Genomic DNA, 12,404 nt, shown 5'->3' on the forward strand with positions numbered 1-12,404 from the left:
ACCAGTACGAGTGACCAGGCCAGACCCTGCTCACCGACGGTCGGTCGGAGGCAGAACGTCGACCACCGGTCAACGTAGGGGTGTCGGATGGCCAGTCAGGGGCGCTCGCGCTGTCATCGAGGTGGCGTGACCGGGTACCTGCTGAAACTGCTCCGTGAGTTCATCCCGCTGACTCAGGAGCAACTTGCGATCGAGCTGGGCGTAGACCGGGCCACGGTCCAGAGTTGGGAATCGGGACGCCGGCCCTTCACTGCGGTCGCATTCGGCCAAGCGATCGCTACCCGACAGAAGCTGGCGATGCTCGGCGCGAATGCCCTTCTGCTGGCCGCTCTCGACGACGCCGCAGAGGCGGACGTCACCCTCGCTGCGGTACTTGACGCAAAGGTCGAACGGACCGATGTCACCGAGCAGCCGTTGGGCTGGTCAGTGCTCACCCATCGTCTGACCGACCTGATCCTCTGGGCCGTCCTCGGACAACCACCCACGTTCCTGAAAAGGCTCGCGATCTACGACCCCCGCCGCGGACCCGTGTCCTCCGGCCCGCTGCTACTCGCCGACGAGCGGGCCGCGTTCTTCACACAACTCCACGTGCTCGCTGACCGCGCTGCCAGTCGACGGAACCCGGACGTCCTTCTGCACCGGCAAGCCTGCATCCTCGCCGGCACGGACCCCACCGGAGCATCCGCCCAATGGCTTGCACAGAACAGTGTCAGAAGCACCCATCGCGCAGCCGTCTTCCACACCTGGTCACCGCTGTGGACCGACGCCCGCTCCGTAGCGACCTCCCTCGCCAACCAGGGCGACCCGGAACCGCTCCGAGACTTCATCGCACGCGCCCACCCGGACGACGCCTGCGAGCGGGCCGCTCTCAACTACTCGGCCTACTGGGTCGGCGAAATCCCATACCGCCAGCGCGACGACTCCTTCATGCCCGCCGCCCACTCCGACTGGCGGGGCTCCCGCCTCCTCCGACACCCGTTCGAACGCCTCGACGGAGGGCATCCCTTCGTGGACCTCAACATCCACAACACGTGGGCCCTACTCACCGCACGACGCGGCCTCGCCCTCGACGACCCAACCATCGGAAACGCACTCGCCGACCGTAGCGCCAGTCTTCTCGACGGTGACGCGGTCTCAGAGCAGTCCCGGAGGAAACTGGCGTCTATCGTCTACAGCCTGCGCACCGACGGACTCACCGGCACAGGGACGGGCAGATGACTGACGACCACGACGCCGCAGGCGCGATGAGCTTCATCTTCGAAGCGGGCGTCCTCAAACGCGCCGCACGCACCGGATGGTGGTTCGCCGGCGTCAAGGACCCCGAGTCGATCGCCGACCACTCGTTCCGGACCGCTCTGATCGGGATCATGCTCGCTGCCATGGAAGGCGCCGACCCCGCCCGGGTGTCGATGATGTGCGTCCTGCATGACACCCAGGAGTCCCGGATCACCGACATCCCGCATATCGCCAAGCGCTACCTCACCGCCGTACCCAACACCGCCGTGACCGCCGACCAAGTCGCCGCCTGCCCACCAGCCGTCGCCGACGCCATCACCACTGCCGTCACCGAGTACGAGGCCGGCGAGAGCTTGGAAGCCGTCGTCGCCCGCGACGCCGACAAACTGGAATGCCTCGTGCAAGCCGTCGAGTACCGCCACCAAGGCATCGACAACGTCCAGCGCTGGATCGACAGTTCACGAGCGGCCCTCAAGACCGCCTCCGCGCACCGCCTCGCCGACGCCGCCCTCGCGGGACAGCCACTCGCCTGGCTCACCCCGCCGCCGTCGACAACTTAGGACATCGGCCGTACGGAATCGGCTTGCCTGCTCCGGGATGCTTGCCTACCGTCGTGGGGCACCTCCCGGTGCGCAGGCAACGGCTACTTCCTCTCTAAGAGGGGAGACGTGGGTTCGAATCCCACCGCCACTTTGGGTGGCGTCGACCAGCGGCCCAGGTCACCTTGGCCCGCAAGGGCCGGTCGCCGTCGCCGCTCCGATCTCGGGAGGTGCGCTCACGCCGCACGCCCGGTGCGACGGACACGGCTACTTCTGGTGAAGGCCCTGCAAGGGCCTCGCGGTTCGAACCCGCAAACGCCGTGTCCACTTATGATCTCAGGCGTGTGGCGTGACCACATCCCATCGCCTAAAGATCGCAAACTCCGTTGCCCGGCCAGCGCCGCCGCCGCTACGGTCGTGACCGCACTTCCCGGTGCATAGGCGACGGTTACATCTGGTGGGGGTTCACGCCCCGGCGAAGGACCGCCCGTCGTCGACCTCGATCTCGGGGGCGCGCGACCACGCCACACACCCGGTGCGCAGGCAACGGTTACTTCAGGGTTCCGCAGATGGGGGTTCGAGTCCCTCGCCGCCTTCGGGTGGATGGTTCAACGGACAGAACGGCGGACTAGTCCGTGGCCGATTCTGATCTCGGGTGTGCAGTGCGGTCGTGCCTTCCCGGCCGACCGACGTGGGGGACGTCATGGCCAAGTTCAACATCAAGCTGCGCAAGAGCCGACACCAGCCGACGACCGCCGAGGGCGCGCGGGGCTTCACCCGTGAGCCGCGCACCGAGCTGTTCCTGCTCGGTGTGTCGAACATGGTCGGCGAGGACACGTTCTACGAGGGCGCCACGGACCGGGACGCTCGCTTCCGGGACCTGGTCGCCGCCGTGGCCGTCGCCGATCCCGACTGGTTCTCCCGTTTCGTGCCGTGGCTCCGGTCCGGCGCGATGATGCGCTCGGCGTCCGTGGTGGCGGCTCTGGAGGGCGCTCGCGCCCAAGTTGCCGCAGAGATTCCGGGTTCGCGGGCGGTCGTGGACGCCGCGTTGCAGCGTGCGGACGAGCCGGGAGAGGCTCTAGCGTACTGGCTGGCTCGCCATGGCCGGGCTCTGCCGAAGCCGGTGAAGCGGGGCATCGCCGACGCGGCGGTCCGGCTGTACACCGAGCGGAGTCTGCTCAAGTACGACTCCGTCGGGAGCCAGGTGCGCTTCGGTGACGTCATCGACCTGACCCACCCCACCGCGAAGGACGAGCGGCAGGGTGACCTGTTCCGGCACGCGCTGGATCGACGTCACCGGCGTAACAACCCGCTGCCGGCGTCGCTGCGGATGCTGGCGGCGCGGGACGCGCTCATGGCGTTGCCGGTCGAGCAGCGCCGGGAGGTCACCGATCCAGCGGTGCTGGGCGCGGCCGGTATGACGTGGGAGGCCCTGGCCGGCTGGCGACAGGGCGCGATGGACGCCGCGGCGTGGGAGTCCGTCATCCCGACCATGGGCTACCTGGCGTTGCTGCGCAACCTGCGCAACTTCGACCAGGCCGGAGTCGGCGACGCCGTCGCGGAGACGGTGGCGGCCAAGCTCTCCGACCCGGGCGAGGTCGCCAGCTCGCAGGTGTTGCCGATGCGTTTCCTGTCGGCGTACAACGCGGCACCGAGCCTGCGGTGGGCGTACCCGCTGGAGAAGGCGTTGCAGCACGCCCAGGTGAACGTGCCGGCTCTGGACGGGCGGACCCTGATCCTCATCGACACGTCCGGTTCGATGCAGAGTTCGTTCAGCAAGGACGGCGCGCTGCGCTGCTGGGACGCCGCCACGGTGTTCGGCCTCGCGCTGGCCGCCCGGGGGCGGGCGGCGACGGTGGTGTCGTTCTCCAATGCCAGCCGGGTGTTCCCGGTGGTGGCGGGCGAGTCGGTACTGGCGGCGGTGCGCCGGTTCAAGGACGGCGGCTACTTCTACGGCATGGGAACGGACACCGAGAAGGCGGTACGCGGGCACTACGACGGGCACGACCGGGTGGTCATCCTCACCGACGAGCAGGCCCACTGGCACGGTGCGGCGGACGTCACCGCGGCGGTGCCCGCAGCGGTGCCGGTGTACACCTGGAACCTGGCTGGTTACCGGGTCGGGCACACGCCGACCGTTGGCAACCGACACACGTTCGGCGGTCTGTCCGACGCCGCGTTCGCGATGATCCCGCTCATCGAGGCCGGCTCCCGCAACCGGTGGCCCTTCTGATCCCCGCTGCGGGGCTGGAACTGCCCCGCGGCGGGGTCGGCCGCCGCTCGCCCCGTCGACCGTTCAGCGGCGGGATCGGCCTCGACGCACCGCCCAGATTCCAGCGACGATCGCCGCCGCCGTCGGCAGGAGGCAGCAGAGGGTCAGGATGGACAGGTGCCACGGCTTGATCGCTCCCACGGCTGTGAGGGTAGGCATCGTTGACCACCACCGCTGCCCCGGCAGGGCCGAGCATGCTGTCACCGGAGCCGGCAGGCCGCGAGCAGGGCTGCTCAGATGGTGTGCACCAGCCGGAAGCGCTGGGTCACCACCAGGGTGTCGTCGTCGACCGTGAAGCCCGGGTCGCCCAACTCCTCGCGCACCTCCGCGCTGTGCCAGAACGTCTCGTGCCCCGCTCGCCACTGCGCCACCGACTCGTCGCCCTCGCCCTCGTCCAAGGCGTGTTGCAGGTCGACGTCGGCGAGCCGGAGCACCCGCACCTCGGTCAGCTCGATCACCGCGACCCGTCGGTCGTCGGAGTCCACCACCGCAGATCGCTGGCCAGCCTCGGGCAGCGGCTCATTCGCGCGCTCGTATCCGACCAACAGGGCCGACGTCGAGGTCTTCGCGCCGGACAGGATCGCGGCCACCAGCTTGTCCCTCAGCGGCCCGGGGAACGCGAACTCGGCACGCGGCAGATCATCGACGACGCCCATGCGGGGAGGGTACGCGGAACAACGAGCCGCGAGTGACTCTCGCTTCATGCACACGCGCACGGCGGCGATCACCTACGATCTAGCCCCATGCGTCGAGTCGCGCCGATACTGGCATTTGTGCTTCTGCTGGCTCTGACCGCCTGCACCTCGGAGCCGGAGGAGATCGGACGCAGCACGTTGGCCGTCTTCCTGGACAACGACGTGACGGCAGCGAAGAAGGATGCTGTGGAGCAGCGTCTACGGTCGATGCCCAGTGTCGAGGACGTCGCCCTCGAAACCCGCGAGCAGGCGTACGAGAGCTTGAAGGAGTCGCTGAAGGACAGCCCTGACCTGCTGGCGGATCTGAGGCCGGAGATTTTGCCGGAGTCGTTTCGCGCCATCGTCACCGATGCCTCGCTCGCCGAGGCGGTCGAGCTGGTGATGGCTGAGGTTGACGGCGTCGAGGACGTGGCGCTCAGGATCGCAGAGACCGACGACCCTCTTCCGTCGCACATCGGGGTCATCGTCCGGCTGGAGTCGGGGGTGACCGGCGAGCAACGAGCCGCCGTGGAGAAAGCCGTCCGTGCGCTGCCGCACGCGGAGTCGGTTGCGTTCGAGGACCGCGACGCCGCGTACGAGCGCCTGCGCAAGCAATGCCGGGGCAAGGATGAGTTGGCCGCGCAGCTCGACCCACAGATGACGCGCGCGTCGTTACGCTTCCGGGCGCCCCTGGAACCGAAGGGACCGGGGCTGTCCGAGCTTCTGAAGCTCGACGGGGTCGATGTTGTGCGGCTGGTCCCGGTGACGATGGTGTAGGTGCGTTCTTCCCGCCGAATCGGGCCGGCCCTGCCGATCCTGTCGAGGGCTACCGCTGCCAGGTGTCGATGGTCTGGACGCTGTCGCGCACGACCCGGTTCATGATGGCGGGGTTGCCACTGGTGCCTTCCCAGCCCTGATCGTTGAGCACGGTCACGGTGCCGTCGACGCGTGCCACGGCGATCTGGCTGGACGCGGTGCCGCCGGTGCGTTCTCCGTTCATGCTCGTCTCGGCCCACGTTCTGGTCAGCAGCAACGCCTCGTCCCCGACGCCGGGCAGAGCTCGCCCCTCGACGTCGACGGCGTTTCCGGCCTCCTTGTAGGAGGGACACGCCTGCACGGCACTGCGGAGCCGTCGCATGTAGTCCGCGGAGCCGTCGCCGTCGAAGGTGAAGATCGTTTGATGGATCATGCCTTGCGGCACGTTACTGGCTGGTTCGTCGGGCGTCATGTAGGTGACGGTCATCGAGGCACTCGCGGTGACCTGTCGGCCTCCGGTGCCGAACTCGTTGCCGCACATCGTCGGCAGGGCGTCCGCGACGGGCGTCGCCCGTCGGGGGGACTTGCGCAGTTCGGGTGGCAGTTCGACGAAGGCCGACGTCGGGATCGTCACCCGGGTGCTCGCGCTCGGAGATGGTTGGTCGACCTGGTTCGTCGGTGCCGACGCGGTCGTCGGCGGTGCGGTCGACGAAGCCGGGTCGGGCTGGTCCTCGCGAACGGTGCAGGCGGTGGTGAGCGCGACGGCGCCGAGTATCGGCAGGGTCAGCGCGAGCATCCTTCGTGCTCGGGCGGTCGCCAGCGGTGTGTAGTGGCTCATTTTTCACCTCGTCGTCTCTGCTCGGGCATTCCCCGTGGTGAAGCCATCTTCAGGGGCAGCGCCCGACATGCCCGTCGTGCCACGCTGTTGCGGTGACCGCCTACTCGCGTGGGGCTGGGCGCGTCGCCGTGGCCGCGCTCGTCGCGGTGCTGCTCAGCTCCTGCGGAACAGGTCAGCGAGACGCTGGTGCCGTGCCGGCGCACGACGCGACCGCCGCAGCCGGGCCAGACGCCAGCGACGCACGGCAGGACGCGAACGACGCGCGCATCACCGTCAAGGCCTCCTACAAGGGGGCGGGGCAGAGGCTTCACAACGTCGGCCCGGACACCGTTCACGTTCTCAGCACCACAGGCAGCGCAGGGATCTGCCTCGACCGGCCGGGTCGAGTGACCATCAACGAGGTCGAGGCCGAGCCGTCCAAGGGCGAAATCCGGGTTGAAGCCTTCGCGCTCTCACCGTTGCGCAGTTCCGTCGACCGCAGTGCCACTCCTCTGTCTGGCGGTCCGGTTGTCCTCGACAGAGCCGCAGCTTGCGTCGCTGACGACCCGCAGGTCAGGAACGACCCCGAGGCCATGGCCGGGCTGTCGCTGCGGGTGCGAAAGGTCGGTCACCAGACGGCCATCGCCGACCAACTGGTCCTGCGCTACACGTCCGGGGGCCACCCCTACGAGTTCTCGCTGCGCTACAGCATCGCGCTCTGCGCACCGGATGACCCGACGACCCGCGAGTGCCAGCCCGTCGGCTGAATAGGCCGAGTGGTTCGCTGACCCGCCGACAAGGTCAGCTCGCGTCGGGCATCCACGGTCCGAGCACCGCGGGGTCGGCGACGGCCTTGTCCACCAGCGCACGCTCCTCGGTGGTCAGCGACAGCGCCCGGAGCCGGGTCCCCCAGTCCGGCACGCGCTCCGGCTCCCCCAGCGCCACCGACAGTTCGATCAGCCCAGCGAGCGCCAACCCCTGTTCGACGGCCGACGCGCTGTCGCCGTGCCGGCGCAGCCCCGAGTTGAGCGCCCGGTACGCCGCCCGGTCGTCGGACTTGAACTCGCGCAGGATCCGCGCGTTGTCGAGCACCCGGGACAACCCCTGCAACGTCTTCGACCCGCCGTACTCCAACTCCACGGGCTCGTCCCGCTGGATGAAGACGATGGTGTTGCCCGACGGGTCGACGATGCTGAACCGCGACGCGCCGGGCCGGTAGCGGGTCATCCGGGGCAGTCCCTTGGCGAGCACCTTGCCGTAGGTGCGGCGCATCGCCTCGGTGAACGACGCGTGGTACGGAGCGACCGCGTCGACCATCACCAGGCAGCCGCCGGTGTTCTCCGCCGACGGGTCCAACCCAAGTGGCGCGCGGCCGTAGTGCAGCTCGAACCCGCTCCACCGCAAGGCCAGGTAGACGTACGGCTTCGTCTGCTCGTAGGTCACCTCGAACCCCAGGGCACGCCAGAACGCCAGGGTCTCCTCGGGTGACACGCAGTGCAGCAGCGGCACCGTGGTCTCGTTCGGCTGGACACGGTCCTCGTTCGTCGTCATCGCCACTCCCGGTCCGGTCGACAGGCCGGCCATTCTGCCAGCGTCGGCGAAGGACCCCGACCAGGTTTCGTCTCCTACCCAGGGAGGAGGCGCCGCTCCGACCGGCGGCCGCAACCGGGGCTCGCGGTCGGACGCGATGGGCGGACGCGGTCGGAAGTATCTACAGGCATGACTACCGCGCTGCGCCGGGCGGCACACTGGCACCGCCCCCTGATGGTTTTCGTCTACGCGATGGCGGTGCTCACCGTCATCTCCGCGGTCGGCATCCTCGTCGACTCGCGCGTCCTCACCGGGTCGCCGATCTGGCTCAAGCCGTTCAAGTTCGCCGTGTCCTTCGTGGTGTACGGCACGACCCTCGCCTGGATGCTCTCCCTGCTGCCGCGCCGCAGCCGGGTCGCGGAGTGGGCGGGCACGGTCATCGTCTCGATGGCGGTGATCGAGATGGTGGTGATCGTCGGGCAGGTGCTCCGCGGCACGACCAGCCACTTCAACGGAACCAGCCCACTGAACGCCGCCCTCTTCACGGCGATGGGTGCGGCGATCATGGTCCTGTTCGCCGCACACTTCGTCATCGGGCTCGTGGTGCTGATCCGGCGGATCACCGATCGGGCCGCCGCCCGCGCCGTCGGGTGGGGGCTCGGCCTGTCGCTGCTGGGCATGCTCGCGGCGGTGCCGATGGTGCTGCCGATGCAGGATCCGGGGATCGACGGGGTCTCCGGGGCGCACGCGGTCGGCGTACTCGACGGCGGGCAGGGGCTGCCGCTGGTCGGGTGGAGCACCACCGGCGGGGATCTGCGGATAGGGCACTTCGTGGGGCTGCACGCGCTGCAGGCACTGCCGATCCTGGCGATCCTGCTGAGCCGGTTCCTCGGGACACGGTTGGACGAGCGCACCCGGGCACGGCTGGTGGTCGTGGCGGGCGCGGCGTACGGCGTACTCACGGTGTTGTTGACCTGGCAGGCCCTGCGCGGGCAGCCGCTGCTGCGCCCGGACGCGCTCACGCTGGCCGCCGTCGCGGCCCTGGTGGTCGCGACCGCGACCGCCACCGGCCTGGTGCTGGCTCGCCGGCGCAGCCCGGAACTGGCGCTGGCCGCATGACCGGGACCCTGTTCACCCTGACGTTCGCGGTGGCCGCGCCGTTCTGGGCGCTGATGATCCTGCTGCCCCGCTGGTCGTGGACCGTCCGGATCATCTCCTCGCCGCTGATCGTGCTGCCGGTCGTGGTGATCTACGCGCTGCTGGTGATCCCGGCGTTCGGTGACGTGCTGCCGGCCGTGGCGTCACCGACCCTGGACGGCGTGCGCGACCTGCTCGGCACCTCCGACGGCGCGGCGGCGGGGTGGGCGCACATGATCGCGTTTGATCTGTTCGTCGGGCGGTGGGCGTGGCTGGACAGCCGGGAACGGGGGGTACCGGCGCTGGTCATGGCTCCGGTGCTGGTGCTGACCATTCTGCTCGGACCGCTCGGCCTGGCCGCCTATCTCGCGGTTCGTACCCGGTGGGGGCGGACGGCGGACGTTCGTGCCCCCGAGCCGCAGCGCCTAGGCTGACCACCGTGAGGTGGGCGGGACGACTGTTTGGCACGCGCGACACGCTCGTGCGGATGGTGCTGCTCAACCTCAGCGGTGTGGGCTACCTGGTCGTCGGCACGCACGCCGCCCGGCCGCCGACGGCCACGCAGTGGGTCCTCGCGGTGGTCGCGTTCGCCCTCGGGCTGGTGTTCCACCGTCGGCCGCTGGTCAACCTGGTGGTGCAGGCCGGGCTGCTGGCGGTCGCGATCCCCCTGATCGACGACACCACGATCAACCAGGTGGGCGCCAGCTGGGCGTTGCTCGAGGTGACGATGCGGGCGCGTCGAGCGCGCCGCATCTGGCTCGCCGCCGTGCTGCTGGCCGTAGTCGATCTGACCGACTCGATCGGTGATCCGATCGGCCGGTTCGCCTCCGGTGTCTTCGGGCTGACTCTGGAGGTCGGCGTGCCGGTGCTGCTCGGCCTGGTCATCCGGACCAACCGGGAGCTCGGTCGGCAGGCCGTGGAGCGGGCGACGGCGGAGCAGCGCCGGCACGAGTCGGAGAGTCGCGCCGCGCGCGCCGACGAACGCAGCGCCATCGCCCGCGAGCTGCACGACGTCGTCGCGCATCACGTGGCGTCGATGGTCCTGCGGGTCGGTGTGGCCCGGCACGTGCTCACGGACCTGGATCCCCGGGTGGGCGAGGTGTTCGACGACGTGCACGGCACGGGGACCGCCGCGCTGGCCGAGATGCGCCGGCTGGTCACGGTCCTGCGCGACCCCGACGGGGTACGCGGTGACGCGGCGCTGACCGCGATCGAGCCGTCCGCGCTCCCGGCGGCACTCGGTGCTACGGTCGACCGGGCTCGCCAGGCGGGAATCACCGTGGAGGCCGACATCGACCCGGCGGTCGGCTCACTCGACGCGGTACGCGGCCTGGCCGTGCTGCGCCTGACCCAGGAGGCGCTGACCAACGTGGCCAGGCACGTCGGGACGTCCGCGTTGGCGCACCTCGTGGTCGCCGTCCGCGACGGGGCGGTGCACTGGGAGGTCTCGGACAACGGGCGCGGCGCGGTGCCGGTGGCGGTGCCGTCCGGAGGCGGGCACGGCATCACCGGCATGCGCGAGCGCGTCGAGGTCCTCGGCGGTCGGCTGGAGGCGGGCCGGACCGGCGCCGGATGGCGGGTGCGCACCGTCCTCCCGGCCGTGGCCTCCGCACCCGCCGCCGGGACGCCGGCCGTGTCGGTGCCCCGTGACCGCGAGGCACCCGCCGGGTCACCCGCGCCGGAGCCGGCGTGATCCGCGTCCTGCTGGTCGACGACCAGCACCTCATCCGGGCGGGTCTGCGCATGCTCTGCGACGCCCAACCCGACATCGAGGTGGTCGGCGAGGCCGACAACGGCCGCGACGCGATCCCGCTGGCCGCGCGGCTGATCCCCGACGTCGTCGTCATGGACCTGCGCATGCCCGGCGTCGACGGAATCACGGCGACCAGCCGCATCCTCGCCGAGCGCCCCGCCACCCGCGTCCTGGTGCTGACCACCTTCGGCGACGACGACCACCTCTATCCCGCCCTGACCGCCGGCGCCTGCGGATTCCTGCTCAAGGACGCACCACCCGCCGAGCTGGTGGACGGCATCCGCCGGGCCGCCGTGGGTGACAGCCCGTTCAGCCCCGAGGTGCTGCAACGCCTCGTCCAGCGCGCGGTGCACGCCCGCGCCGAGACGCCCCGGCCGGTGCAGGGCCTGACCGCCCGCGAGCAGGACGTGCTGAACCTGGTCGCCGAGGGTCTGTCCAACACCGAGATCGCCGACCGGCTGCACATCGGCGTGACCACGGTCAAGACGCACATCACCAACCTGATGACGAAGACCGACAGCCCCAACCGGGTACGCCTGGCCCTGTTCGCCCGCGGCGCCTGAGGGCGGGAAGAGACGCGACATCGGCGTGGTCGTGCCCCTTGACGTACCGCTGGGAGCGCTCCAAGATCGACTACAGCGGACCCGCGCGCACGGTGGGCCGCCCTAGTCGGGTCTGGTGGACAGTTGCTGAGCGCATTCGGTCTGACCGAGCTGGAGGAGACGGTCTACCTGGAGCTGGTTCGCGGCCGGGCGGGTACCGCGACCGAGCTGGCCCAACGCGTCGCGGTCACCGTGGCCGAGGCGGAGCAGGCGCTCGACGCGCTCGCCCGGGCCGGCCTGGTACGCCTGGTCGCCGGCCGCGCCGGCGCCGCTCCCCCCGATTTGGCCATCGAGTCGCTGCTCAATCAGCGGATGCGCGAACTTCAGGAGGCGCGCGTCGGCCTGTCGGAGTGGCTGCGGGAGCAACGCGCCGCGGACCCGATGGACCAGGGCGTCCAACTGGTGGTCGGCGTGCCCGCGATCATGCAGGCGTTCGACCAGTTCCTGCGCGGCGCCCAGGACGAGGTGCTCGGCTTCGACCGCCCGCCGTACGCAGCTGTGCTGCACGACAACCCGACCGAGGTGGAACTGCTCGACCGGGGCGTCCGCTTCCGCGTCGTCTACGACCGACACGGGCTGGAACGGCCGGGCGCCGCGGCCCACATCGGCCGGTTCGTCGCGGCCGGGGAGCAGGCACGGGTCGCCACGAACGTGCCGGCGAAGCTCGCCGTCGCCGACCGTCGGGTGGCGCTGCTCTCCTTCCCGACCCAGGACCAGAGCGTCGAACCCTGGGCGCTGGTGGTCCGCGGTGTCACCTGGGTCGAGGTGCTCGTGGCGCTGTTCACCGAGGTGTGGGACCGGGCCACGCCGCTGCGGCTCGCCCCCGCCACGGCCCTGATCGACGACGTCGACCGGCAGGGCGCACCCACCCCGACCGACCGGCAGATCCTGTCGTTGCTGATGACCGGCCTGCCCGACAAGGCGGTCGCCTCCCAGCTGGGCATCTCCCTGCGTACCGTGCAGCGGCGGCTGCGACAGTTGATGGACGCGACCGGCAGCGCCACCCGGATGCAGCTCGGGTGGTTCGTCGCCCGCAACGGCTGGCTCTGAGCCCGAGGCGGGGCCTGCCGACCCTGGAGGTGTCGGCA

At 70.3% G+C, this 12,404-nt stretch carries 13 protein-coding genes; 10 read left to right on the top strand and 3 right to left on the bottom strand.

The genetic code is table 11. The features are described from left to right. Positions 1-87 precede the first annotated feature (87 nt). The 3 genes from ABZU69_RS01970 to ABZU69_RS01980 all read left to right on the top strand — a co-directional run bounded on the left by ABZU69_RS01970 (position 88) and on the right by ABZU69_RS01980 (position 4,008). Positions 88-1,218 carry a helix-turn-helix transcriptional regulator gene (locus tag ABZU69_RS01970; RefSeq protein WP_354962539.1) on the top strand — a complete coding sequence of 377 codons (1,131 nt, stop codon included), beginning with the start codon at positions 88-90 and terminating at the stop codon, positions 1,216-1,218. Further along, a complete protein-coding gene (locus ABZU69_RS01975) occupies positions 1,215-1,796 on the top strand; it encodes an HD domain-containing protein (protein ID WP_354962540.1) in 582 nt (193 codons plus the stop codon). The genes ABZU69_RS01970 and ABZU69_RS01975 overlap by 4 nt, the downstream gene beginning before the upstream one ends. Positions 1,797-2,445: 649 nt before the next feature. Continuing rightward, positions 2,446-4,008 carry a TROVE domain-containing protein gene (locus ABZU69_RS01980; protein ID WP_354962541.1) on the top strand — a complete coding sequence of 521 codons (1,563 nt, stop codon included), beginning with the start codon at positions 2,446-2,448 and terminating at the stop codon, positions 4,006-4,008. 272 nt (positions 4,009-4,280) lie between these two features. Here ABZU69_RS01980 and ABZU69_RS01985 read toward each other — a convergent pair whose 3' ends face one another. Then, the gene (locus ABZU69_RS01985; RefSeq protein ID WP_354962542.1) at positions 4,281-4,703 is read right to left on the bottom strand and encodes an ASCH domain-containing protein; all 423 of its coding nucleotides are present in this window, start codon (positions 4,701-4,703) and stop codon (positions 4,281-4,283) included. Between the two features lie 87 nt (positions 4,704-4,790). On the opposite strand from ABZU69_RS01985, the gene ABZU69_RS01990 reads away from it, so the two are divergent. Continuing rightward, positions 4,791-5,498: a permease-like cell division protein FtsX gene (locus ABZU69_RS01990; protein WP_354962543.1), complete on the top strand. Its 708-nt coding sequence runs from the start codon at positions 4,791-4,793 to the stop codon at positions 5,496-5,498. Between the two features lie 49 nt (positions 5,499-5,547). Here ABZU69_RS01990 and ABZU69_RS01995 read toward each other — a convergent pair whose 3' ends face one another. After that, entirely contained in the window at positions 5,548-6,315 is a 768-nt protein-coding gene (locus tag ABZU69_RS01995) for a hypothetical protein (protein WP_354962544.1), read from the bottom strand. Between the two features lie 92 nt (positions 6,316-6,407). Between ABZU69_RS01995 and ABZU69_RS02000 the strand changes: the two genes are divergently transcribed. Next, positions 6,408-7,061, top strand: coding sequence for a hypothetical protein (locus ABZU69_RS02000; RefSeq protein WP_354962545.1), 654 nt, complete (start codon positions 6,408-6,410; stop codon positions 7,059-7,061). Positions 7,062-7,095: 34 nt separating this feature from the next. On the opposite strand, the gene ABZU69_RS02005 is transcribed toward ABZU69_RS02000, so the two are convergent. Then, a complete protein-coding gene (locus ABZU69_RS02005) occupies positions 7,096-7,845 on the bottom strand; it encodes a glyoxalase (protein ID WP_354962546.1) in 750 nt (249 codons plus the stop codon). 168 nt (positions 7,846-8,013) lie between these two features. Between ABZU69_RS02005 and ABZU69_RS02010 the strand changes: the two genes are divergently transcribed. The 5 genes from ABZU69_RS02010 to ABZU69_RS02030 all read left to right on the top strand — a co-directional run bounded on the left by ABZU69_RS02010 (position 8,014) and on the right by ABZU69_RS02030 (position 12,366). Further along, entirely contained in the window at positions 8,014-8,943 is a 930-nt protein-coding gene (locus tag ABZU69_RS02010; protein ID WP_354962547.1) for a hypothetical protein, read from the top strand. Continuing rightward, a complete protein-coding gene (locus tag ABZU69_RS02015; RefSeq protein ID WP_354962548.1) occupies positions 8,940-9,395 on the top strand; it encodes an ABA4-like family protein in 456 nt (151 codons plus the stop codon). The genes ABZU69_RS02010 and ABZU69_RS02015 overlap by 4 nt, the downstream gene beginning before the upstream one ends. Positions 9,396-9,448: 53 nt before the next feature. Then, positions 9,449-10,654 carry a histidine kinase gene (locus tag ABZU69_RS02020; RefSeq protein ID WP_354962549.1) on the top strand — a complete coding sequence of 402 codons (1,206 nt, stop codon included), beginning with the start codon at positions 9,449-9,451 and terminating at the stop codon, positions 10,652-10,654. Continuing rightward, positions 10,651-11,277, top strand: coding sequence for a response regulator transcription factor (locus tag ABZU69_RS02025; RefSeq protein ID WP_354962550.1), 627 nt, complete (start codon positions 10,651-10,653; stop codon positions 11,275-11,277). The genes ABZU69_RS02020 and ABZU69_RS02025 overlap by 4 nt, the downstream gene beginning before the upstream one ends. 123 nt (positions 11,278-11,400) lie before the next feature. Continuing rightward, positions 11,401-12,366, top strand: coding sequence for a helix-turn-helix domain-containing protein (locus ABZU69_RS02030; RefSeq protein ID WP_354962551.1), 966 nt, complete (start codon positions 11,401-11,403; stop codon positions 12,364-12,366). Positions 12,367-12,404: the final 38 nt, after the last annotated feature.

The sequence above is a fragment of the Micromonospora sp. NPDC005206 genome (assembly GCF_040608175.1).
In the GTDB taxonomy this organism is placed as follows: domain Bacteria; phylum Actinomycetota; class Actinomycetes; order Mycobacteriales; family Micromonosporaceae; genus Micromonospora.